The organism is Streptomyces sp. NPDC031340 (assembly GCF_055569945.1).
Genome location: NZ_JBVIIE010000012.1, coordinates 98,319 through 121,809 on the forward strand (window position 1 = coordinate 98,319; position 23,491 = coordinate 121,809).

The window sequence follows — 23,491 nt, forward strand, 5'->3', positions numbered from 1 at the left end:
CCGGGCCGGACGCGGTGCGCGCGTCCGGCCCGGCGACGGAGCAACCCGGAGACGGTGTCCGGGCGTCGGTCAAGGTGAGACGGCAGACCCGTATCGAGCGAAGGAGAAGCACGGTCTTGAGCTCGCACCGCTCCCCGATGACCCGGCGCGCCCTGCTCGCGGCCGGTACCGCCGGCGCGGCCGGCCTGCTCGCCGGCGCGCCCGCCCACGCCGCCGACACCACCGCCGCCGCCTGCGCCGCCGACCGTTTGCGCGAGCTGGAGCGGCGGCACGGCGCGCGGCTGGGCGTGTTCGCGCGCAACGTCGGCACGGGACGCACCGTCGGCCACCGCGCCGACGAGCTGTTCCCCGTCTGCTCCCTGTTCAAGACCCTGGCCGCGGCGGCCGTCCTGCGCGACCTGGACCGCCACGGCGAGGTCCTCGCCCGCCGGATCCACTACACGGAGGCCGACCTGGTGGACGGCTCCGACGTGACCCGCGCGCACCTGGCCGAGGGCCTGACGGTCGCCGAACTCGCCGACGCCGCCATCCGGTTCAGCGACAACACCGCGGGCAACCTGCTCCTGCGCGAGCTGGGCGGCCCCACCGCGGTCACCCGCTTCGCCCGCTCCCTCGGCGACCCGGTGACCCGGCTGGACCGCTGGGAGACCGAGCTGAACTCGGCGGAGCCCTGGCGCCGCACGGACACCACCAGCCCGCGCGCGATCGGCCGTACGTACGCCCGGCTGGTCCTCGGCGACGCGCTGGACGCTCCCGACCGGGCCCTGCTCACCCACTGGCTGCTGAACAACACGACCAGCGGAAACCGCCTGCGCGCGGGACTGCCGGCCTCCTGGACGGTCGCCGACAAGACCGGCGCGGGCTCCTACGGCGCCGACAACGACGCGGGCATCGCGTGGACCCCGGACGGCACACCCGTGGTGCTGGCGATCCAGGTGACGAAACCGGACCGGGACGCGGCGTGGGACCACGCGCTGATCGCCGAGACGGCGACCGTGCTGGCCGAGGCTCTCGTCTAGGGCGGGCCTGCCCGGAACCGCCGGACGTACCGCTTCTGCCACGGTGTCTCCACCGCGCGGCGGTCGTAGTGGCGGCGGACGAAGTCCACCGCCTCCGCGGCCGGTACGCCGTCCAGGACCGCCAGGCAGGCCAGCGCCGTGCCGGTGCGGCCGCGGCCGCCGCCGCAGGCGATCTCGACGCGCTCGGCGGCGGCCCGCTCCCAGGCCTCGGTGAGCGCGGCGCGGGCGTCCGCGCGGTCGGCGGGCAGCCGGAAGTCGGGCCAGCGCACCCAGCGGGACTCCCAGGGGACGGACGCGGGCCGCCGGCCGAGGAGGTGGAGCGCGTACGAGGGCGTGGGCGTCCCCGGCGCCAGGGGGCGCCGCAGTCCCCGCCCCCGCACCAGCCGTCCCGACGGCAGCCGGAGCACACCGGGGTCCGCGGGCTGCCAGGTGCCGGTCACCGGACCAGCGTACGGTTCCGCGCGCTGCCGTCATGCTGGAACGGAGGACCAGCCGACGCGCGGCCCCCGTGCGTCACAGCGAGCAAGGAGCCCGTATGACCTTCCCCGCCCCGCTCACCGGAGTCGTCCCGCCCGTGTGCACGCCCCTGACACCGGAGCGCGAGGTGGACGTTCCCTCGCTGCTCAGGCTGGTCGACCACCTGGTGGGAGGCGGCGTGCACGCGCTGTTCGTGCTGGGCTCGTCGTCGGAGGCGGCGTACCTGACCGACCGGCAGCGGGCCCTGGTGGTGGCGTCGGTGGTGGCGCACGTGGGCGGACAGCTGCCGGTGCTGGCCGGGGCGATCGACATGACGACGCCCCGGGTGCTGGACCACGTCGCGGCGGTGACGGCGGCGGGTGCGGACGCGGTGGTGGTGACCGCGCCCTTCTACGCGCGCACCCACCCGGCCGAGATCGCCCGCCACTACCGCCTGGTCGCCGCCGCGTCCCCGGTCCCGGTGGTCGCCTACGACATCCCGGTCGCCGTCCACACCAAGCTGCCCGCCGAACTGGTCCTGGAGCTGGCCGCCGACGGCACGCTCGCCGCCCTGAAGGACTCCAGCGGCGACCTGGCCGCCTTCCGCGAGGTCGTCACCGGCGCCCGCAGCGATCCCGGGATCACCGGCTTCGGCGTGCTCACCGGCTCGGAGCTGATCGTGGACTCGGCGCTCGCGCTCGGCGCCGACGGAGCGGTGCCCGGCCTCGCCAACGTCGACCCGCACGGCTACGTCCGCCTCGACCGCCTGTGCCGCTCGGGCGACCGGGAGCGGGCCCGGCTCGAACAGGAGCGGTTGTGCGCCCTGTTCGGCATCGTGCGGGCCGGGGACCCCGCCCGGATGGGCGCCGGTTCGGCGGCGCTGGGCGCGTTCAAGGCGGCGCTGCACCTGCGCGGGATCATCGACTGCCCGGCGACGGCGGAACCCCAGGTGCCGCTGTCGCCGCGGGAGGTGGAACGGGTCGGCGAGCACCTCGCGGCGGCCGGGCTGCTGTAGGGCGGCCGGCGCGGCAAGGACACACGTGTCCTGCCGTGCCCGGTGCCGCGAGCCGGACGGGACTCCCGGAACACGTCCGGGGCGTCCCCGGCCGCCCGGGGGCTGTTTGTCGGAGATTTCCGGATGACGACCGGAGCGGGGCGCGGCCGGGAAGACTGGCGGTGTGTCAGAGATACGAACGGCCGTGGACCGGATGCTGGTGCGCTGTGAGGCGGCGTGGACGCCGGCCGTCGAGCGGCTGCTCGCCGGCGCCGGTGAGGACCCGGAGAGCTGGCTGCCGTCGGCGGCCGGGCTGCTGCGCGCTTCCTGGAGCGAGGGTGGCCGGGACTGCGCGGTGGCCGCGGTGGCCGTCCTGGAGTACGCGCTCGACGTCGGGGAGAGGCGGGATCCGCGGCGGCACCGTTGGGTGCTGCACCTGTGGCTGGCCGAGCGCACACTGGCGCTGCGGTTCGAGGACCACCGGTTGTCGGACGACGTCCACCACCATCTCGCCGCCCAGACCGGGGGCCGGCCGGCGGACGATCCGGTGGCGGTCGCGGCGACCTACCCGGAGGAGCCCCCGCCCCGCCACTTCGAGCCGCCCCGGCCGTCGCATCCGCACGCCGTACGACTGGCCGAAGGGCTTCCGGCGGACGACCTGGTCCGGCCCTGTCTGCTGGTCCGGCTGGCGCAGTCGGCGCTGTTCCGCCTGGAGTCGGGCGACATGTCGGCGCTGGAGGACGCCGGACGGTGGGCCGACGCGGCGTTCACCGGCATCACCGCCGACCATCCGGAGGCGGGTCTCGTCAGCTGTACCGCCGTCCAGGCGGCGCTGGCCCGCTTCCGCGACCGGCCGAGCGACACACGGGGCGTGCGGCTGGCGCTGAGTGCCGGCCGGTCGGCACTGCGGGCGGTCGAGCACTCCCGGCGCCACGGCACCCGCCCGGTCGACGGCGAGGCCGCCTCGGCCCATCTGATGTTCTCCCTCGCCCTCACCGCCTGCCTGCCGCTCGATCTGGACGAGGAGCTGGTCGACGAGGCCATCGCCCAGCTGGAGGCGTTCCGGGCCTGCGCGCCACCCGACGACAGCGGGCTCTACGCCGGGAACATGCCGGCGCTGCTCGTCTCGCGGGCCCTCCTCACCGGGTCGCGGGACGACCTCCGGCGCTCGGACGAGCTGTGGGCCGCGCTCCAGCGGGACCTGCCGCCCGCCCACCCCCTGCTGCCGCACATCGCCGACAAGCGCGCCGCGTGCGCCGAGTTGGCGCGGATGCTCAGGTGGCTGCCGGTCAACGGCGGCCGGCTGCTCAAGCTCGCGGGTCCGATGCTGGGACCGCTGCTGACCGGGGTGCAGCTGCCGCCCGTCCGGATGTACGTCCCGCCGGGCCGCCCCGGCGTGCGCTCCCCCGGTCCCGGCCCGGAGGACTTCGCCCCCTTCACCGGCGGCCCCCGGCCGGCCACGGCGGACACCGGGCCCCGCCGCGCCGGGGCCGCCGGCGCCGTATGGCCGCCCGGACCGCCCGCGGACGCCGGGCCCGCGGAGCCGCCCTCCGCGGCGGACCTCGACGGGCTGCCGCCGGACGCCACCGCCGTGCGGGCCGCCCTGCTGGGCGCGGGGGTCAGCGATCCACGCCGGCTCGCCCTGGCCGTGGACCAGTTGAACGCCGTGCTGGCCGGGCCGCTGCCCGACGGGCGGCGGGGCTTCGTCGCGGCCCTCCTCGTGCAGTTACTGGCCGCGCAGTACACCTTCAGCGAGGACCCGGAGGACCTGGAACGGGCCGTGCGGTGCGGGGACCGGCAGCTGGCCCTGCTGCCGCCCACCAGTTCGCGGTACGTCGAGCTGCTGTGCGCGGTGGAGGCGCACCGGTACACCCACGGGACACTGCACCAGGACGAGGCGACGCTCGCCCGCGCCTGCGAGGCGCTGGCCTGGGCGGTCGGCCGGATGCCGGAGATGTCGGCGAGCTGGCTCGGCTGTGTCATCCCCTACGCGCAGGCCCTGGCCGCCGTCTCCTGGCACCGCCGGGACGCGGCCGGCACCCAGGAGGCGGTACGACTCACCGAGCTGGCGGCGCGGAGCCTCGAAGCCCTGCCGGACCGGCCGGAGTACTCGCCCGAGCTGGCCGCACTGCGCGAACAGATCCGTCCCGCCCTGGCCGCCGTCGCCGAACTGGCCCGCCGCGCCCACGACGAGGTCACCTGGTACCGCTACGGCGACGACGGGCCCGTCTCCTGGGACCCGGCCGCCGACCGGGCGCTGCCGCCCCGGGCCCGGTTCGAGAACGCGCGGGTCGCGCTCGGCGAGGCGGTGGAGCGCCACGACTGGGCGCTGGCGACGGATGCCGCCGAGGCCGCGCTGGAAGCGCTGCCGCTGATGGTGTCCCAGGCGCTGCACCGCGACGACCGTCAGGCCGTGCTGCGCACCGCGCTGCTCGGCCGCCGCTATCCGGGCCCGGCCGGCACCCGCCGCGCCGCCGATCTCCCGGACGCGCTCGCCGGGACGAGCCTGGCCCGCACCGCGTGCGCGGTGGCGCTCCGCGCGGGCCGCACGGAGCAGGCGGCGGCGCTGCTGGAGCAGGGGCGGGCGGTGCTGATGGGGCAGGACCTCCAGGCCCGCAGCGACGTCTCCGACCTGGCCGCCGTCCATCCGCGGGCGGCGGACGAGTTCACCGCCCTCGCCCGCCGGCTGCGGGAGACGGAGACGGCGGGCGCGCCGGACGGGGGGCCGGGCGGCCCGCCGCGGTCGGCGGCCGCGGTCGGCGGGGACGGGGAAGCCGCGCGGATCCGGGAGCAGCACGCGGTGGCCGAGGAGTGGCGGCGGCTGCTGGCCCGGATCCGGGGGCTCGACGGGTTCGAGCACTTCCTGCTGCCGCCCAGCGCCGAGCAGATGCGGGCCGAGGCGAAGGAGGGGCCGATCGTACTGATCAACATCGACCGGCTGCGCTCCGACGCCCTCGTCGTCACCACCCAGGGCATCGAGGTCGTGCCGCTCGATGCCACCGAGGGGCGGCTCGCGCACACCGCGCGGCGTTTCCTCACCGCGGTCTCCGCGGGTGCCGGAGAGTCACGTGCCCGGCGCAAGGAGGCCGCCGAGACCGTGTTCGGCACCCTCGAATGGCTCTGGGACGCCATCGCGGAACCGGTGCTGGAGGCGGCGGGCCTGACCCGGCCGATCGCCGAGGGCGCCCCGCGCGGTGCGGTCCCGAGGCTGTGGTGGTCGGCGTCCGGACCGCTGGCCCATCTGCCGCTGCACGCCGCCGGGCATCATCGGGGAGCCGCGCTCGGCGCCGGGCGCTCGGTGCTGGACCGGGCCGCCTCCTCGTACACGCCCAGCATCAGGGCGTTGCGGCACGCCCGGCAGGCCCCGGCGGCGGGCCGGGGCGCCGGGCCGTTCCTGGCGGTGCGCCGGCCCACCGGTGCCGGCGGCCGGGACGGCGCGTCCGTCGCCGAGGTCGAGGCGATGGCCGCCGCCGTGGGCGGGTTACGGACCGTGCAGGGCGCCGACGCGACGGTCGAGCGGGTGCTCACCGAGCTGTCCTCGGCGGCCACCGTGCACTTCGCGTGTCATGGTCTCAGCGACGCCGAGGACCCCTCCAGGAGCCATCTGGAGCTCGCCGACGGACGGCTCGGGGTGCTGGACGTGGCCCGCAGGCATCTGCCGCACGCCCAGCTCGCCGTCCTGCTGGCCTGCCACACCACGCGCACCGACCGCCTCCCCGACGAGGCCGTCCATCTGACGTCGGCGTTCCAGACGGCCGGGTATCCGCAGGTGGTCGGGGCGCTGTGGGAGGCGACGGATCTGGCGTCGGTGCGGCTGACGGAACGTCTGTACCGCGCCCTGCGGGCGTACGGCGGCGGCCTCGACGTCACCGACACCGCGCGGGCCGTGCACGGGATCGTACGGGACCTGCGGGCGCGGTACGCCGGGTCGCCGCGGGTGTGGGCGCCGTACGTCCACACCGGGCGCTGACGGGTGACGACGGGTGAGAGGAAGGACGAGGGCGTGAGCACATCGGACAGGGCGGCCGTGATCGACCGGGAGACCGCCGGCGCGGCGCGGCTGGCGCTGCGGCTGATGCTGGAGGAGTGGCGGCTGCCGCCCGAGGGCTGGGAGGAGATCGCCGAACTGCTCGACGAGCTGTCGGCGGCCGTCACCGCGGGGGACTCGCCGGCGGTGGACGCGCTGACGGTCGAGCTGGAGGAGCTGTCGGGCAGCCGGGTCACCCGGATCGAGGGCGCCCGGGACGGGGCGTCCGACGACGGGAAGGTGTCGCTGCCCGAGCCGTACCGGGAGCGTGTCGTCGCCCTCGTGCACGCGCTCGACCCGGACTCCCCGCCCGGCGGACCGCAGCCCGCGCCCGCCGAGCGGACCTGACGGACCGCCGATGCTGTCGGTACTCGCGAATGTCGTGATCGGTCTGCTGACCAGCCTCGTCGGTCTCGGTCTGGGGTCGTTGTGGGAGCGGGGACGGCGGACCAGGGAGCTGTATCGCAGGGCCGCCTTCTTCGGCACCCGGCCGGGCGAGCCCTGTGTGATCGTCGTCGGGACCAAGCACGGGCAGCCGGGCACGACCCAGCAGCGGGATCTGCGGGCGGTCGTCGAACTGACCGTGCTGCTGAGCGAACTGGGCTGCCGGGTGAGCGTGGAGTCCGGCGATCTGCGCGGCAGCAACGGGGACCGTACCGAGTTCTGTGTCGGCGGGCCGATCGGCGGCTCCAATCCGCGGACCGGCGGGCATCTCACGGCCCATCTGCCCGGGGTGACGATCGTTCCGTTCAGCGACCGCCCCGACTCCGTGGCGATCGTGGTCGGCGGCGAGCGCTACTACTTCGACCGCGGGCGCCAGGAGTACGCGGTGGTCGCCAAGTTCACGCCCCCGGAGTCGAGCCGGCCGGTCCTGCTGGTGTGCGGGCAGAGCTCGGTGGCGAACCAGGCGGCGGTCCACTTCATGCGGCGCGAGTACGCGCGGGTGGCCCGGTCCGTGGCGTCGGTGGACCGGTACTGCCTGCTGGTGAAGGTCTCCCACATCGACGTCTACTCGTTCCACCGGTCGGTGCTCGAGCGGGACGTGTCCGCGGAGGCGTTCGCCACGGCCGGCTGAGCACCCGGAACGGGAGGGCGGCACACGGCGACGAGCACCCGGACGGACGGGCAACGCACACGGCGACGAGCACCCGGACGGCAGGGCCGCACACGGCGACGAGCACCCGGTCCCCCGCACCGGGTGCTCGTCCGTCCTCGGGGCCGGAGCCGGCCGTCGAGGCCGTTCAGATCCCCGAGTACTCCATGGACGGATCGAGGTCCGACAGCGCGTCGACGTACCGGCGGATCTTGCGGTTCGCCTTGATGCCGAAGGCGCCGAGGTTGCGGCCGACGCCCAGGGTGATCTCGCGGTGCGCGCCCCGGTTCCACATGTACATGTGCACCGCGGACTTCTGGATCTCCGCTCCCCGGCCCCCGAGCACCGCCATCACGGCGAAGTCGGGCCGGTCCTCGGCCACTGTGTCGAAGACCGAGCCCGTGGGCTCCTCGAAGGTGGTCCCCGCGCCGGTGATGTTCTCGCTCCACCAGCTCACCCGCATCGCCGCGCGGAAGGCGTCGGCCGCCTCCGCCATCGACAGCCGGGTCGTTATCTCCACCGGTGACTTGGCCATGCCCTGCTCCCTACTCGTTCCGCTCGTTCACTTGTCCTCGAAGACCTTTTCGCTGAACCGGTAGCGCCGACCGCTCTCGATCCAGTTCTTGCAGGCGGGGTTGCGGCACTCGTAGACGACCCACGAGCCCATCGGCTGCCGCTGTTCGCTCTTGACGCTCATGCGCTGCCGGCAGACCTGGCAGCTGCGGCCTTTGGCCATGTTTCTCTCTCTCCTCGGGAGCCGGTCGCCTCAGATACGGGACGGAGGCAGGGGGATGAACGGGCGCAGTTCGTCGGCGACCCAGTGGACCGGGGTCTGGAACGCCTCGCCGATCCAGGTGTAGAGGTCGTGCAGGGTGTCCGCCGACGTCCAGTCGAAGCGGCGGCGGGTGGGGCCGGGGTCGCCGGCCGGCGCGTCGACGACGGCCTTGACACGGCCGTCGGGGGCGGCGGCGACGTACACGACGTTGGCGTCCGGATCCTCGGTGACCTGCGCGATCCGGCGCAGCTCCCCCGGCGTGAGGGGCGCGATCCGCGCCTCCTCGGGTGTCGGCCGGGGCCGGCCCACGAGCCAGGGCTCGGAGCGGTTCTCCTGCCAGAAGCGCCAGTCGGCGGCGGACAGACGGTTGCTCGGCACCCCGTTCGCCCGGAAGAACTCCAGCGCGGCCATCCGTACGGCGTCGTAGGCGGGGCTGCTGAAGTCGGAGCCGACCAGGTTCCACACCGTGCGCGCGGCGCCGAACAGGGCGAACCCGCCGACCGGCAGCACGGCGTCGGCCAGCGCGCGGGCGAAGCCGTGCGGGTCCGACTGCGCGAACGGCAGGAACGGCGCCTGGAGTTCGCCCCAGACGTCGGAGGCGTCGATGTCGGTGCCGACGGGGTCGAACTCGAAGCGGCCGAACCGCTCCATCAGCGGCACCACGTCGCCCGGCAGCGGTGTGGCGCGGGACGTCCTGGGAAACAGAGCCATGGTCCTCTCCTGGCGCAAGAGCAGGAATCGGCCGGTGCGGGAGCACCGGAACCGGGCGCAACCTGTCTAACAAGGGCCGCAGCCGCCCTCAACGGTTCTCCGGCGAACCGGACGATCCCCGGAAAACCAGGGCGGCCGGCGGGCAGGCCGACCGGACCGGGACGACTCGCCCGGGCGTGTGCGAGACTCGGCGGCGAGAGCGGCGAGAGCGGCGGCAACGCGGGTGCGGAGAAGGGGAGTCACGCACGATGGGGCGTCCGCAGAAGGAGATCGTGCTGGACGGGTCACCGGCCCGGCTCTTCGCGTACTGGCTCCGGGATCTGCGCGGATCGGCCGGACTCACCCTGGACCAGCTGGCCCGCCGCACCGGCTACGGCAGGACGACCGTCAGCGACGCCATGCGGGGCGAGAAGCACCCCACCCGTCCGGTCACCCTGGCGATCGTCGGCGCCTGCGGGGGCGATGTGCGGCGGTGGGGCGAGTACTGGGCGCAGGTGCGCCGGGCCATGGACCCCGACTGCCCGGACGGCCCGGCCGGGGTCACCCCGCCGCCCTGGGACGGCCCGGCGGACCGGGCGACCGGCGTGCACGCCGAGCAGTGCCCGGCGGACTGCGCGCGCACCGAGCCGCACGGCTGGTACACCGAGTCGGTGTCCACCCTGCTCAGGCTGGACACCCCGACCCCCGAGGCGCTGGAGCGCCGGATCGTGGTGGCGACCTGCGACGGGCTGGCGCGGATACCGGTCGGGGTCAGCGTGCCCCGGCGCGCCGGTGACACGACGCCCCGGCACGGGCTGGAGATCTCCGCCGTCCGGGGTGGACGGCTGGAGAACGGCGGGCCGCAGTACGAGAGCTACTTCGAGCGGTTCCTGGTGCCGCCCGCGCCGCTGAAGGCCGGGACGCGGCACGTGTACGAACTGCGGCTGCTGATACCGCCGGCCCAGCCGATGGCGCCGCACTTCGTCCACGTGCCGCTGACCCGCAGCGAGCACTTCCGGCTGCGGGTCCGCTTCGACCGGGCGAGGCCGCCGCGCACGGTGTGGCGGCTGGTGGGGGTGCCGACCGCCGTGATCTATCAGCGGAACCCGGGCACGCCGGTGGTGCGCCCGGACGAACAGGGCGTGGTGGACGTCGAGTTCGCGGCGATGAAGGTGGGTTACGGCTACGGGTTGTGCTGGCTGGAGGCGGGCACGGGATAGTCCGCCGCGATCCCGCGCATCCTGGCCCGGAGCGGCTCGGCGTCGGGGTGGTGCAGGTCCTCGAAGAGCGCCAGCGCCTCCTCCCACAGGGCACGCGCGTCCTCGCCCCGGCCGAGTGCCGCGTGGGCGTCCCCGAGGTGCGTGAGTGCGTGGGCCTCGCGGTAGCGGTCGCCCAGGGCCCGGTCGAGGGCCAGGGAGAGCTCGTAGTGGCCGATCGCGGCGGCGGGCCGGCCGAGCCCCTGTTCGGCGCGGCCCATGCCGATCAGGATGCCCGCCTGTCCGTCGAGGTGGCCGAGCCGGGTGTAGAGGTCCAGCGCCCGGCGTGCGTGGTCGAGGGCGACGGTGTGCTCTCCCAGCCGTTCCCACTGCTGGGCCACGGAGGTGAAGCCGTCGGCGAGCGCGAGCGGGTCTCCGGTGCGCCGCGCCATGGCGAGGGCGAGCCGGGCGTGCGGCAGCGCCCTGCGCGGGTCGCCGCAGGCGTCGTACACCCGGACCAGGGAGAGCCGTACCTCCCGCGCGCCCTCGTCGTCGCCCAGTTCGCGGCAGGCGCGCAGGGTCTCGTACAGCAGCTCCAGCGCCTCCGTCCGGCGGTTCAGGCGGGAGAGGGCGTCGGCGAGACGGCGGGTGGCGACGGCGTGCGCGGCGCGGTCCCCGGCCCGGCCCGCGGCGTCCCGGGCCAGTGCGTGCACGGCGGCCCGCTGGGCACGGCGGCCGGAGCGGCGCAGATGGACGGCGCAGGCATCGGCCAGCCGCCAGGCGTACGGCTCCAGGCCCGGGGTGGCGGCGGCCTGGGCGATGAGGGCCTGCAGCGAGGCCAGTTCCGCCTCGAACCAGCCGGCCGCCGCGGCGTGGTCGGCGATGGGCGGCTGCGCGGCGCCGGGTCTCGGCGCGCCGCCGGGCGTCGGACGCCAGGGTTCGAGGTGGTGGTCGGCCAGGCGTGCGGTGTCCAGACAGTGCCGCAGCAGCCGCTCGGTGCCGTCCCGGCGCTCCTGCGGCGGGGCGCTGTCGAGGAGTTCCGCGGCGTAGAGCCGGAGCAGGTCGTGCAGGGTGTAGCGGCCCGGGGTGTGCTGGCGGACGAGGTGGGCGGCGGTGAGGGTCTCGAGGAGGGTGGTGGGCGGTTCGGTGGCGCCGATGAGGCCCGCGCAGGCCGTGACGTCGATCTCGGGTCCGGGGTGGCAGCCGAGGAGCCGGAAGAGGCGGGCGGCGGGCGGCGGCAGCAGGGCGTACGAACCGTGGAAGACGGTCCGCAGGTCGACATCCGCGTCATGCACCCCGAACAGGTCCAACGGCGCCCGCGCGCGCCGTACTTCGCGGACGAAGGCGCCGACCGAGCCGACCGGGGCGGCGGCCGTGCGGGCGGCGGCGACGCTCAGCGCGAGCGGCAGCCGGGCGCAGAGGTCGACCAGTTCGTCGGCCTCCCGCCGCTCCAGGGCGAGCCGGTCGGCGCCCAGCTGCCGCTCCAGGAGGGTGCGGGCGACATAGCGGGGCAGTACGTCGAGGGCTATCCGCAGGGCGCCCTCGCGTACGACGAGGCCGTCCAGGCGGTTGCGGCTGGTGACGAGGGCGACGGAACCGGGGTGGGTGGGCAGCAGCGGCCGTACCTGGTCGGCGGAGCGGGCGTTGTCCAGGACCAGCAGCACCCGGCGGCCCGCCAGCAGGGTGCGCAGCAGTCCGGAGGCGACGGCCGGGTCGGCGGGGACGGCGGCGGGGGTGATGCCGAGGGCCTGGAGGAAGCCGTGCAGGGCCTCGCCGGGGTCCATGACCGCCTCGTCGCCGAAGCCCCTCAGGTTGACGTAGAGCTGGCCGTCCGGGAAGCGGTGCTGTGCCCGGTGCGCCCAGTGCAGGGCGAGCGCGGTCTTGCCGACGCCCGCGGTGCCCTCGACGACGGCGACGACAGCCCCGCCCCGGGCCGGGTCGTCGGGCGGGCTCGGTAACCCGTCCAGCCGGGCGAGTTCGGCGTCCCGTCCGACGAAGAGCGGGTGGCTCAGCGGGAGTTGACGAGGCACGGGGAGGGCGGTGGAGGACTGGCCGGGGTGCGAGCGGGCGGCGGCCGGGCGAAGTCGCCGGGCGGCGTCGGCCTCGTCCCGCAGGGTGGCGAGCCGGCCGGCCTCGGGTCCGGGGACCCCCAGCGCCGCGAGGAGAGCGTCGAAGACCCGGGTTCCGGGCAGGGTGGTGCCGTTGAGGTAGGCGTACAGGCTGCTGGTGGAGACGTTGAGGCGCCTGGCGAGTTCCCGGCGGTCCAGTGTTCTGCCCAACCGCTTCTCGGCCTGGACGACAGCGCGGGTCAGTTCGACCGCCAGCCGCTGTCCGAGTGCCTTCCCGTCCTGGCCGGGCAGCCGGGGGACTTCGTTCACCACCGTTCCTCCGCGGGGACGTTCACGGGTCCGCACCGCGCGGATCCAGACGTTTCCAGTGTGTTCCAGGTTCGCGGGCGGCCGGACGGATCCGCGTGTTTGCCTGCGGATCGAACGCCGAGGGGATAACGGTCCTCGGCCGGCCGCAGGAGGACGACAGCCGTGCAGACCCACTGAACACCGCGCCGCACCGACCCCGGCCCTCTGCGTCCACCGGCGGGACGCGGGGGGCCGGTCGCGCGTCGGGCGGGTCCGAGCGGCAGGGGACACGGGCGGTCCGGAGTGGAGGCGGTTCCCGGGGCGGGGCGGTCTCGGGGACGGACCCGGAGTGGAGGCGGTTCCCGGGGCGGGGCGGTCTCGGGGACGGACCCGGATCAGGCGGTTCCGTGGGGGCGTACGCAGTCGAGCACGGTGGCGGCGGCCGTGGCCCAGGTGCACCGGGCGGCCATCTCCCCGCGCAGTTCGGCGGCGTCCCGGAAGGCGGCCGGCAGGTTCCGCATGACGGCGTGGATGGACTTCTCCCACGACCGGACGTCCGCCTCGAGGTCCCGCGCGGTGGCCGCCACGTCCACCACGGCCTGGTCGGCGACCGGCAGACGCTGGTCGAGCAACAGCACGCCGAGCCCGCTGCGCGCGCTCACCAGCACGGGCACCCCCGCGCCGATCGCCTCCAGACCGACCAGGCCGAACGCCTCCGCGCGGGACGGCATGAGGACGAGGCTCGCCCGTGCCACGTCCTCCTGGATGTGCCGGGGGTCCGCGGAGAACGGGCGCAGGGTCACGTCCACCGCGGGGGTGCCGATCCAGTCCTCCACCTGCTCGCGCAGTTCCCGCGACTTCCGGTCGGGCACGCCGCGGATCAGCAGTTCCCAGGAACCGTGCTCCGCTCTGGGGGGCGCCGCCGCCCCCAGCGCCCGGCAGGCGATGTCGAGCCCCTTGAGCGAGGCGTCGTCCAGCCGGCCCATCATCAGGATCTGCGGGATCTCGTCGGAGCCGGGGCAGGAGGCGGCGGGCCTCCCGTCGAAACCCGGGTCGACGCGCACCAGGGGGGCCAGAGCCCGGGTGCGCAGGTGCCGCCGCAGGTTCCTCGCCAGCCGGGGGCCGACCGCCACCGACCGCGAAGCCCCCTCGCAGAGTCCGAGTTCCCGCTCCGTGCGTTCCTGGGAGCGGACGGCGAGGTCGCCTTCGGGGTCCGGTTTCTGGGCCTCCGCCCGGTCCGGTTCCACATGCAGGAAGTGCAGTCGCTCCGCGTTGCGGAAATGCTGCTCCACCTGCACCCGGGCGGCCGGCCCGCTGACCCTGCCGTGGCCGAGCACCAGGTCGGGCTCGAATCCATCGGTGAACGGCGGCCGCAGGAACAGGGGCACCTTCTCCGGGACATCCGGCCGAGCGGCGTCGACGAGCCGCACGTCGTGCCCGGCCGCGTCCTCGCGTTCGTCCTCGGTGGAGGACACCACCAGGACACGGACGTCCGCGCCGGCCGCGGCGAGCGCGATGCACAGCCCGCGGTTGAACGCGCTCAGGCCACCGTGCGCGGGGAACCACTCGTCGACGACGGCCAGCACCCGGACCCGGCCCGCCGCCCGGGGACTCCGCTCGGCCGGGCGCGGCGACGGCTCCTCGGCGGCCGCCAGTTCCCGGAGGACGAGGAGGTCGTCCAGCCGCTGGACGAACGACGCGGCGAACCGCTGGTCCGCCTGCGGCACGGCCTCCCCGTCGAGACCCGCGTCCTCCAGGGCGTGCCGGGCGTTGTCCAGGAGCGTCTCCGCCCCGTGCCGCATCAACCGGAGTTCGGCCCCGGCGTCCCTCAGGACCTGGTGCCGCGGACCGGAGTACGGCAGCCGCACCACGGCGAGCGGCCCGCCCCGGCCCGCCGCCCTCGCCTCGCCGAGCGAGTGGTGCGCCGCCCACTGGTGGCGCAGGGCAGTCATGTGCATGAGGTAGCGGACGAAGTGCGGCATCTCCGGGCGGCGGTCGTCCGACCACGCGAGGGCGCCGAGCCGCGCGTCCGCGCCGGCCCGCCCCACCAGCCGCAGCACCCGGTGCCGCTGCGACTCGTCGCCGCCCTCCGGCTCCGACAGGTCGACGTCCCCGGGGGTTCCCTCCGGCAGCTTCCCCAGTTCCAGCGTCACCGCACCCAGATGGCACGCCCCGATCGGGCCGGTGACCGTCTCCAGCCGCTCCCGCAACCCGGACCACTCCCGGTCCGGTCCGGCGCCCAGCAGGACCGACAGATTGAGGATCTCCCCGTGCAGCCGCAGGATCGCCTGGTCGAGCCGGTCGGCGGACTGCACGCCCGCCACCACGAGCGAGCCGCGCGGGGACGGGGCGGGCAGGGTGTCCGGCACCTGGACCGGCAGCGTGCCGTACAGCGGCCTGTCGGCGTGCTGCAGCTCGCGGAAGCGCCCCCACATGGCGCGCAGCGAGGCGATCCCCTCCTCGACGCGGGTGCCGTCCAGCGGGACGAAGACGTGGACCGCGGTCTCCTGCTCCGTGACCTGCCGTCCGGTGACCTCGTGCGCGGTCGCTTCTCTCTCGGGCACGTGCCGGTACACCCCCGCCTCGCGTCGCCGCTCCCGGCGTTCTCGCCACCGTTGAGTCCATGCAGTCTAGGGCGGATTCACCCGGTACGGGTATGGACGCGGAGGTCCTGGCCCCCGGTGCCGCGCGGCGCGGTCGGCGCCGCCGCACCACCGCACCGTCGGGCCCAGGAGCGAGTCGCGGGGCGGTCGCTCCCCGGGACGTGTCAGGACGGCGTGCGGGCCGCTTCCAGCAGGCGGCTGACGTCGTCGGCGCAGATGGTCAGGGCCGCGCCGACGGTGGCGAGCACGTCGCGTTCGGCGGGCGTGTAGGGGCCGTCGGCGAGGGCGATGCGGGCGCCCTGCAGCAGGACCGCCTCACGGCCGACGGGGGCGAGGTGCGGGGCGAGCGGGTCGAGGGCCTCGTGCAGTTCTATGGCGAGGCCGGCCCCGCAGGACGGGCCCTGCACCCGCCCGGTGTCGGCGGCCAGCGCCTCGACCAACGCGGCCAGCTGCTCCCCGGTGCAGTCGTCGAAGCCGGCCGCGCGGACGGCGCCGGTCGCCGCCTCCAGGGCCGTACGGGCGCAGGTGCCGCCCGCGGACAGCACCGCGAGGGCGACGGTGTGGACGGCGTCGCGGAGCATCGCGGAGAAGCGGACGGTGGTGGGGTGGTCGAGGACGTCGGTGCCGAAGTGGCGGCGGCAGGCGGCGCACTCGACGACCGGCGCGGTCTCGCCGCGCGGCGCGACCGGGACGCCCAGCACGGTGAGGCGGCGGCGGCCGGTGAGGCGCTGGTAGTTGCGGTCGCCTCCGCAGCCGGGGCAGAAGAACTCGCCGTCCGACACGGGCGTCCACGCGGTACGGGTGCCCAGGATGCGCGCAGGCCTGGCGGCACGGCCGTCTCGTCCCCGTCCTGGCAGCACGTCGCACCTCCGTAACCCCACGGCAACATTGCCGCGCCTCCGTGATGTTAGCCACATCGGGGAGGCTCAGTCAGCACCTTGGACGAGACCTTTCCGTGACCTGCACGGGAGGATGGCCGACATGCGACGGGGCCCCGGTCGCCGTGTCAGGCGGCCGGGGCCCCGAAATGCCCGGTCAGCGGGGGTCAGCGGGCCGCGCGGTTGACGGCGGAGACGACCGCCTTCAGCGACGCACGCGTCGTGTTCGCGTCGATGCCGATACCCCACAGCACCTTGTCGTCGATCGCGCACTCGATGTACGAGGCGGCCTGCGCGGAGGCGCCCTCGCTCATCGTGTGCTCCTGGTAGTCCAGCAGGCGTACGTCGATGCCGATGGACTGCAGGGCGTCGAAGAAGGCGGAGATCGGGCCGTTGCCGGAGCCGGTCAGGACGGTGTCCTGGCCGTCGACGGTGGCCTCGACGGTGAGGGTGTCCACACCGTCGGTGTCGGTGGTCGACTGGCCGGTCCGCACCTGGATGCGGCCCCAGGGGTTGTCCGGGTTGGGCAGGTACTCGTCCTGGAAGACCGCCCAGATCTCCTTCGGCGTGATCTCGCCGCCCTCGGCGTCCGTCTTCGCCTGGATGATCTTCGAGAACTCGATCTGCATCCGGCGCGGCAGGTCCAGCTTGTGGTCGTTCTTCAGGACGTAGGAGACACCGCCCTTGCCGGACTGCGAGTTGACGCGGATGACGGCCTCGTAGGAGCGGCCGACGTCCTTGGGGTCGATCGGCAGGTAGGGCACCGCCCACTCGATGTCGTCGACGGTGACGCCCTTGGCCTTCGCATCGGCCTCCATGGCGTCGAAGCCCTTCTTGATGGCGTCCTGGTGGGAGCCGGAGAAGGACGTGTAGACCAGGTCGCCCACGTACGGGTGGCGCGGGTGGACCTCCATCTGGTTGCAGTACTCCCACGTACGACGGATCTCGTCGATGTCGGAGAAGTCGATCTGCGGGTCGACGCCCTGCGAGAACAGGTTCATGCCCAGGGTGACCAGGTCGACGTTGCCGGTGCGCTCGCCCTGGCCGAACAGGCAGCCCTCGACGCGGTCGGCGCCGGCCATGACGGCCAGCTCGGCGGCGGCGACGGCGGTGCCGCGGTCGTTGTGCGGGTGGACGGAGATGCAGACGTACTCGCGCCGCGACAGGTTGCGGTGCATCCACTCGAAGCGGTCCGCGTGCGTGGACGGCGTCGAACGCTCCACGGTGGCCGGCAGGTTGAGGATGATCTCGCGGCCCGGGCCGGGCTGCCAGACGTCCATGACCGCCTCGCAGACCTCCAGCGCGAAGTCCAGCTCGGTGTCGGTGAAGATCTCCGGGCTGTACTGGTAGCCGAAGTCGGTCTCCGGGCCCAGCAGCTTCTCGGCGTACTCCATCACCAGGCGGGTGCCGTCGACGGCGATCTGCTTGATGTCGTCCTTGGAGCCGCGGAAGACCACGCGGCGGAAGACCGGCGCGGTGGCGTTGTACAGGTGGACGGTGGCGTGCTTGGCGCCCTTCAGGGACTCCACGGTCCGCTCGATCAGGTCCTCGCGGGCCTGGGTCAGCACGGAGATGGTGACGTCGTCGGGGATCGCGCCCTCTTCCTCGATGATCGAGCGCACGAAGTCGAAGTCGGTCTGGCCGGAGGCGGGGAAGCCGACCTCGATCTCCTTGTAGCCCATCTTGACCAGCTGGTCGAACATCCGGCGCTTGCGCTCGGGCGACATCGGGTCGATCAGGGCCTGGTTGCCGTCACGCAGGTCGGTGGACAGCCACCGGGGGGCTACGGTGATCCGCTGGTCGGGCCAGGTGCGGTCGGGGATGTCGACCTGCTCGTAGCGGCCGTACTTGTGGATCGGCATGGTGCTGGGCTGCTGGCGGTTCGCCATGTCTGCGGGGCTCCTCAGGATGTCCGGAAGGACGGCCGACGACGCAACGCGAAGCTCCGCGGGGAGGGAGTCGACCTGGACTACAGGCCCTCGCCGCGGCAGCTAAGAAGAAGCAGCCCGAAACGCATGATGCTCCGCATGCTAGCCGAGCCCCTCCGGACGCGGGGCGCCGTATCAGTATGCGGGACTCGCACGACATCCGGGACAAAAAGTGCTCTATACCACTCTGTCACGGAGTGTGCGGCTCACTGTCCCGATATTTCACCAATCATGGTGGCGGGTGGTGACATCACGGTGACCGAGTGCAAGGGTGCCGGGCATGACGAAGACCAACGGGGGCTTCGAGCCCGTCTTCTGCACCGTCGTACCGCCGCACGTCCTCGACCGGCTGGCCCGGCACGAGGACCCCGCGCTCGCGCGTCCCGCCCGCAGGACCCTGGAGCGCGACGCCTACGAGCGCACCCGCCGGCGGCTGACCACCGTCATCGGCGCCCCGGCCGTCGCCCCGCCCGCCGCGGCGGCGCCCGACGCGCCGCACCGCACCGTCTACGACGCCCGGCACGGCACCGAGCTGCCCGGCCATCAGGTCCGCGGCGAGGGCGAGGAGCCCGGCAGGGACGCCACCGTCAACCGCGCCTACGCGGGCCTCGGCGCCACCTTCGAGATGTACCTCCGGGCGTTCGGCCGCCGGTCGATCGACGGCGAAGGCCTCCCGCTCGACGCGACGGTCCACTTCGACCGCGACTACGACAACGCCTTCTGGAACGGCGAGCAGATGGTGTTCGGCGACGGCGACGGGGAGGTCTTCCTCGACTTCACCATCCCCATCGACGTCATCGGCCACGAACTCACCCACGGCGTCACGCAGTACACGGCCAACCTCACCTACTTCGGCCAGCCCGGCGCCCTCAACGAGTCGCTGTCGGACGTCTTCGGCTCGCTGATCAAGCAGTACACGCTGGGCCAGACCGCGGCCGAGGCCGACTGGCTCATCGGCGCCGGGCTGCTCGCCCCGCGGGTGACCGGCCGGGCGCTGCGCTCGATGAAGGAGCCGGGCACGGCGTACGACGACGACGTCCTCGGCAAGGACCCGCAGCCGGCGACGATGGCCGGCTACGTGCGCACCGGCCGCGACAACGGCGGCGTCCACATCAACTCCGGCATCCCCAATCACGCCTTCTACCTGGTCGCCACCGCCCTCGGCGGCCACGCCTGGGAGCGGGCCGGACAGATCTGGTACGACGTGCTGACCGGCGGCAAGCTGAAGCAGGACGCGCTGTTCGCGGACTTCGCGGCGCTCACCGTCGAGGCGGCCCGGGAGCGCTACGGGCAGGGTGAGGAACTGCGGGCGGTGCAGAAGTGCTGGGAGCAGGTCGGGGTGCGCGGCGCGTAGTTCCGTACTAGACAGGGACCCATGCGTATTCAGGTGAGGCGCACCGGCGGGTTCGCGGGCATCGAGCGGTACGCCGAGGTGGACACCTCGGGGCGGCCGGACGCGGGCGACTGGCAGTCGCTGGCCGAGCGGGTGCTCGCGTCCGGCCGGCGCACACCCCCGGTCGGCGTCCCGGACGGCTTCAACTACCAGATCACCGTGGACGGCACGACGGTGTACGCCTCCGACCCGCGGCTGACCGACGAGCAGCGCGAGCTGGTCTCCCGGGTGCTGAAGGAGGGTGCGTAACTCGTTGTTCGCGCCCGCCCGTTGACTTCCGTTACCGGCGGTAGCGATGATCCGCGCATGGCGAGCGACCTGATATCCCAGTTCCCGGCAGGCTTCCTGTGGGGCGTGTCGACCTCGGCCCACCAGATCGAGGGCGCGGCCGGCGAGCGCGAACCGTCCGTGTGGGACGCCTTCACGGCCGAGCCGGGGCGGGTGAAGGACGGCTCGACCGCGGCGGTCGCCTGCGACCACTACCACCGCTACCACGAGGACGTGGCCCTGCTGGCCGGCCTGGGCGTGGACGCGTACCGCTTCTCCGTCTCCTGGCCGCGCGTGAACTCCCCCGGCGGCCTGGACTTCTACGACCGTCTCGTGGACGAGCTGTGCGCGGCGGGCGTCCAGCCGGTGCCGACCCTGTTCCACTGGGACCTGCCGGTCGCGCTGGACTGGCTGGAGCGGGACACCGCGTCCCGCTTCGCCGAGTACGTGACGGTGGTCGCCGAGCGGCTGGGCGACCGGGTGCACAAGTGGATCACCCTCAACGAGCCCGCCGAGCACACCCTGCTCGGCCACGCGCTCGGCGTCCACGCGCCGGGCAGGCGGCTGCTGTTCGACGCGCTCCCGGTGGCCCACCACCAACTGCTGGCCCACGGCCTGGCGGTGCGGGCGCTGCGCGCGGCCGGCGCCGGGGACATCGGGATCGCCAACTCGCACGGGCCGACCTGGCCGGCGTCCGCCGAACCGGCCGACGTGGAGGCCGCCGACTTCTACGACCTGCTGCTGGGCCGCCTGTTCGCCGACCCGCTGCTGCTCGGCCGCTACCCGGACGGCATCGGCGAGATGATGCCGTCGGCCGACCTCGAATCGGACCTGAAGGTCATCTCCGAGCCGCTGGACTGGTACGGCGTCAACTACTACGCGCCGACCCGGGTGGGCGCCCCGCAGGGCACGGACGGCGAGTTCGGCGGGGTGCCCATCCCGGCCGAACTGCCCTTCTCAGTGCGGGAGATCGAGGGCGTGCCGGTCACCGACTTCGGCTGGCCGGTGGTCCCGGAGGGCCTGACGGAGCTGCTGACCGGCTTCCGCGAGCGCTACGGCGACCGCCTGCCGCCGGTCGTCATCACCGAGAACGGCTGCTCCTACGAGGGCGTCGACGACCAGGACCGCATCGCCTACCTGGACGGCCACATCCGGGCGCTGCACCGGGCGCTGGAGGCGGGGGTGGACGTGCGCGGCTACTTCGTGTGGTCGCTCCTCGACAACTTCGAGTGGGCCGAGGGGTACGCGCGCCGGTTCGGCCTGGTGCACGTCGACTTCGAGACGCTCCGGCGGACACCGAAGGCCTCCTACGCCTGGTTCCGGGACGTGCTGCGGGCGCGGAGATGACCGGGACCCGGCCCGCCCGGCCCACTCTGCCCGCGGATGCGCTGGCCGAACCCGTCGAGAAGGTCGGCCGCCGCTGGATCGCGGCGCTCTCGCTCGCCAACGGCGCGATCTGGGTGGGCTGGTACGGCCCGCTGCAGATCCTGCTGGCCTCCCAGGCGAAGGACTTCGCGCCCGGCTCCGGCATGTCCAAGGAGACGATGCTGGCGTGGGTGACCGGAGCCGGCGCGCTGGTGTCCCTGTTCGCCAACCCGCTCTTCGGCGCGCTGTCGGACCGTACGACGGCCCGCTTCGGCCGCCGCACGCCGTGGATCGTGGCCGGCGCGGCGGGCGGCGCGCTGTCGCTGCTGCTGCTCGCGGGCGCGAGTGGCGTGGCGACGATGGCGGTGGGCTGGTGCCTGGTGCAGCTGACGCTGAACGCCGCCTTCGCCGCGGTGACGGCGGCGGTCCCGGACCGGGTGCCCAGAGGGCAACGCGGCTCGGTGGGCGGCTGGCTGGGCGCGGCGCAGATCCTGGGCGTGGTCGGCGGCACGGGGCTCGCGACGGCGGCCGGGGGCGTGGCGGCCGGGTACGCGGCGTGCGCGGTGTTCACGCTGCTGGGCGTGGCGCCGTACGTGCTGCGCCACCCGGACCTGCGGCTGGCGCCGGCCGACCGGCCCGCCTGGACGTGGCGCGGCTTCCTGGCCGGGTTCTGGCTGAGCCCGCGCCGCCACCCCGACCTGGCCTGGGCGTGGCTGACCCGCTTCCTGATCAACCTCAGCAACGCGCTGGTGCTGCTGTACCTGCTGTACTACCTGCGCGACCGGCTGCACCGCCCCGACCCCGACGAGGGCGTGCTGATCCTGACCGCGGTGAACGGCCTGACGCTGCTCGCCACGGTCGTCGTCGGCGGTGTCTGGTCGGACCGGGTGGGCCGGCGCAAGCCCTTCGTGGTCTGGTCCGGCGTGCTGATGGCGGTGGCGACGGCCGCGCTGGCGGGCTGGCAGACCTGGCCGGGAGCGATCGCCGCGGCGGCGGTTCTCGGGGTCGGCTTCGGGGTGTTCACGTCGGTCGACTTCGCGCTGATGACCGACGTACTGCCGAAGGCGCTGGACCGCGGCAAGGACCTCGGCGTCATCAACGTCGCCAACGCCCTGCCCCAGGTCGCCGCCCCCGTACTCGCCGCGCCGATCGTCACGTACCTGGGCGGCTACCGGGTGCTGTACCTGGTGGCGGCCGTGATCGGGCTGGCGGGCGCGGTACTCGTGGGCCGGATCCGCGGCGTGGACTGAACACCGGCCACCGGGCAGAGCCCGGGTGCGGGTGGCGCGTCCGCAGGACATGCCACCCGACGCGCACCGGGCCTCAGAATCCCAGGCGCCGCAGCTGCTTGGGGTCGCGCTGCCAGTCCTTGGCGACCTTCACGTGCAGGTCCAGGAAGACCGGGGTGCCGAGCAGTGCCTCGATCTGCTTGCGGCTCTTGATGCCGACCTCCTTCAGGCGCTTGCCCTTGGGGCCGATGACGATGCCCTTCTGGCTGGGGCGCTCGATGAAAAGGTTGGCGTGGATGTCCAGCAGCGGCTTGTCGGCGGGACGGTCCTCGCGGGGCAGCATCTCCTCCACGACCACCGCGATGGAGTGCGGCAGTTCGTCACGGACGCCCTCCAGGGCCGCCTCGCGGATCAGCTCGGCCACCATCACCTGCTCGGGCTCGTCCGTGAGGTCGCCCTCCGGGTAGAGCGCGGGGCCCTCCGGCAGCAGCGGGATCAGCAGGTCCGCCAGCAGGCTCACCTGCTTGTCCCCCACCGCCGACACCGGCACGATCTCCGCCCACTCGAACCCCAGCTCCTTGCCGAGCTGGTCGATCGCGATCAGCTGCTCGGCGAGGGCCTTGGAGTCGACCAGGTCGGTCTTGGTGACGATCGCGACCTTCGGCGTCTTGCGGATGCCGGCCAGTTCCTTGGCGATGAACCGGTCGCCGGGACCGATCTTCTGGTCGGCCGGCAGGCAGAAGCCGATCACGTCCACCTCGGCCCAGGTGGCGCGCACCACGTCGTTCAGGCGCTCGCCCAGCAGCGTGCGCGGCTTGTGCAGGCCGGGGGTGTCCACGAGGATCAGCTGGGCGTCCTCCCGGTGCACGATCCCGCGCACCGTGTGCCGCGTCGTCTGCGGCCGGTTCGAGGTGATCGCCACCTTCTGCCCGACCAGAGCGTTCGTGAGGGTGGACTTGCCCGCGTTGGGGCGGCCGACGAAACAGGCGAAGCCGGCCCGGTGGACGGCCTCCGGCATTTCCGACGGCTCGGATGACTGGCTGCGAACGCTCATGCGGCCCATTCTCCCTGATCCACAACGCCCCGCCGCACCGCTGCCCGCCGGGCCCCCGCACCGTGAGATCCCGGAAACCCCGACGCAACGAAACGCCACGGAAACACATCCGTACACATCCGGAAACGCACGGCGGTGACCCTCGGACGAGCCCCCGCACCGTTGGA

Annotated in this window: 19 protein-coding genes; 10 read left to right on the top strand and 9 right to left on the bottom strand. The window is 74.1% G+C overall.

What is annotated here, in order from left to right; genetic code table 11:
* The first annotated feature begins 137 nt into the window (after window positions 1–137).
* On the top strand, window positions 138–1,019 hold the full coding sequence (gene bla, locus ACZ5GT_RS11600; protein WP_469019667.1) for a class A beta-lactamase: 882 nt from the start codon (window positions 138–140) through the stop codon (window positions 1,017–1,019).
* Here the strand turns inward: bla and ACZ5GT_RS11605 are convergent.
* On the bottom strand, window positions 1,016–1,459 hold the full coding sequence (locus ACZ5GT_RS11605) for a phosphatase domain-containing protein (protein WP_469019273.1): 444 nt from the start codon (window positions 1,457–1,459) through the stop codon (window positions 1,016–1,018). The two genes, bla and ACZ5GT_RS11605, sit on opposite strands and share 4 nt — an antisense overlap.
* Window positions 1,460–1,554: 95 nt before the next feature.
* Here ACZ5GT_RS11605 and ACZ5GT_RS11610 point away from each other — a divergent pair, with 95 nt between their 5' ends.
* The 4 genes from ACZ5GT_RS11610 (at window position 1,555) to ACZ5GT_RS11625 (ending at window position 7,571) form a co-directional block, all read left to right on the top strand.
* Window positions 1,555–2,490: a dihydrodipicolinate synthase family protein gene (locus ACZ5GT_RS11610; RefSeq protein WP_469019280.1), complete on the top strand. Its 936-nt coding sequence runs from the start codon at window positions 1,555–1,557 to the stop codon at window positions 2,488–2,490.
* Between the two features lie 163 nt (window positions 2,491–2,653).
* Entirely contained in the window at window positions 2,654–6,439 is a 3,786-nt protein-coding gene (locus ACZ5GT_RS11615; RefSeq protein WP_469019283.1) for a CHAT domain-containing protein, read from the top strand.
* A gap of 33 nt (window positions 6,440–6,472) precedes the next feature.
* Entirely contained in the window at window positions 6,473–6,844 is a 372-nt protein-coding gene (locus tag ACZ5GT_RS11620; protein ID WP_469019286.1) for a CATRA system-associated protein, read from the top strand.
* A 10-nt stretch (window positions 6,845–6,854) separates the two neighbouring features.
* Complete coding sequence (locus ACZ5GT_RS11625) at window positions 6,855–7,571, top strand: hypothetical protein (protein WP_469019290.1); 717 nt, start codon at window positions 6,855–6,857, stop codon at window positions 7,569–7,571.
* A 166-nt stretch (window positions 7,572–7,737) separates the two neighbouring features.
* Here the strand turns inward: ACZ5GT_RS11625 and ACZ5GT_RS11630 are convergent, their stop codons facing one another.
* The 3 genes from ACZ5GT_RS11630 to ACZ5GT_RS11640 are packed head-to-tail and all read right to left on the bottom strand — an operon-like array spanning window position 7,738 to window position 9,075.
* Entirely contained in the window at window positions 7,738–8,124 is a 387-nt protein-coding gene (locus ACZ5GT_RS11630; RefSeq protein WP_469019293.1) for a hypothetical protein, read from the bottom strand.
* Window positions 8,125–8,151: 27 nt separating this feature from the next.
* Complete coding sequence (locus ACZ5GT_RS11635; RefSeq protein WP_360746063.1) at window positions 8,152–8,325, bottom strand: hypothetical protein; 174 nt, start codon at window positions 8,323–8,325, stop codon at window positions 8,152–8,154.
* 30 nt (window positions 8,326–8,355) lie between these two features.
* Window positions 8,356–9,075: a hypothetical protein gene (locus ACZ5GT_RS11640; protein WP_469019297.1), complete on the bottom strand. Its 720-nt coding sequence runs from the start codon at window positions 9,073–9,075 to the stop codon at window positions 8,356–8,358.
* A 248-nt stretch (window positions 9,076–9,323) separates the two neighbouring features.
* On the opposite strand from ACZ5GT_RS11640, the gene ACZ5GT_RS11645 reads away from it, so the two are divergent.
* Window positions 9,324–10,274, top strand: a complete 951-nt coding sequence (locus ACZ5GT_RS11645; protein ID WP_469019300.1) for a helix-turn-helix domain-containing protein — start codon at window positions 9,324–9,326, stop codon at window positions 10,272–10,274.
* Here the strand turns inward: ACZ5GT_RS11645 and ACZ5GT_RS11650 are convergent.
* The 4 genes from ACZ5GT_RS11650 to leuA all read right to left on the bottom strand — a co-directional run bounded on the left by ACZ5GT_RS11650 (window position 10,238) and on the right by leuA (window position 17,977).
* Window positions 10,238–12,628 (bottom strand): ATP-binding protein, encoded by a 2,391-nt coding sequence (locus tag ACZ5GT_RS11650; protein ID WP_469019303.1) that lies wholly within the window; start codon window positions 12,626–12,628, stop codon window positions 10,238–10,240. The two genes, ACZ5GT_RS11645 and ACZ5GT_RS11650, sit on opposite strands and share 37 nt — an antisense overlap.
* A gap of 374 nt (window positions 12,629–13,002) precedes the next feature.
* Window positions 13,003–15,171, bottom strand: a complete 2,169-nt coding sequence (locus ACZ5GT_RS11655) for a CATRA conflict system CASPASE/TPR repeat-associated protein (RefSeq protein WP_469019306.1) — start codon at window positions 15,169–15,171, stop codon at window positions 13,003–13,005.
* Between the two features lie 203 nt (window positions 15,172–15,374).
* Window positions 15,375–16,070 (bottom strand): TerB family tellurite resistance protein, encoded by a 696-nt coding sequence (locus tag ACZ5GT_RS11660; protein ID WP_469019309.1) that lies wholly within the window; start codon window positions 16,068–16,070, stop codon window positions 15,375–15,377.
* Window positions 16,071–16,255: 185 nt separating this feature from the next.
* Complete coding sequence (gene leuA / locus ACZ5GT_RS11665) at window positions 16,256–17,977, bottom strand: 2-isopropylmalate synthase (RefSeq protein ID WP_469019312.1); 1,722 nt, start codon at window positions 17,975–17,977, stop codon at window positions 16,256–16,258.
* A gap of 319 nt (window positions 17,978–18,296) precedes the next feature.
* On the opposite strand from leuA, the gene ACZ5GT_RS11670 reads away from it, so the two are divergent.
* The 4 genes from ACZ5GT_RS11670 to ACZ5GT_RS11685 are packed head-to-tail and all read left to right on the top strand — an operon-like array spanning window position 18,297 to window position 22,291.
* Entirely contained in the window at window positions 18,297–19,370 is a 1,074-nt protein-coding gene (locus tag ACZ5GT_RS11670; RefSeq protein WP_469019315.1) for a M4 family metallopeptidase, read from the top strand.
* 21 nt (window positions 19,371–19,391) lie between these two features.
* Complete coding sequence (locus ACZ5GT_RS11675; RefSeq protein ID WP_469019318.1) at window positions 19,392–19,658, top strand: protealysin inhibitor emfourin; 267 nt, start codon at window positions 19,392–19,394, stop codon at window positions 19,656–19,658.
* A 57-nt stretch (window positions 19,659–19,715) separates the two neighbouring features.
* Window positions 19,716–21,023, top strand: coding sequence for a GH1 family beta-glucosidase (locus ACZ5GT_RS11680; protein WP_469019321.1), 1,308 nt, complete (start codon window positions 19,716–19,718; stop codon window positions 21,021–21,023).
* Window positions 21,020–22,291, top strand: a complete 1,272-nt coding sequence (locus ACZ5GT_RS11685; protein ID WP_469019325.1) for an MFS transporter — start codon at window positions 21,020–21,022, stop codon at window positions 22,289–22,291. Before ACZ5GT_RS11680 ends, ACZ5GT_RS11685 begins: the two co-directional genes overlap by 4 nt.
* A 73-nt stretch (window positions 22,292–22,364) precedes the next feature.
* On the opposite strand, the gene era is transcribed toward ACZ5GT_RS11685, so the two are convergent.
* On the bottom strand, window positions 22,365–23,324 hold the full coding sequence (gene era / locus ACZ5GT_RS11690) for a GTPase Era (protein WP_469019330.1): 960 nt from the start codon (window positions 23,322–23,324) through the stop codon (window positions 22,365–22,367).
* Between the last annotated feature and the right edge of the window lie 167 nt (window positions 23,325–23,491).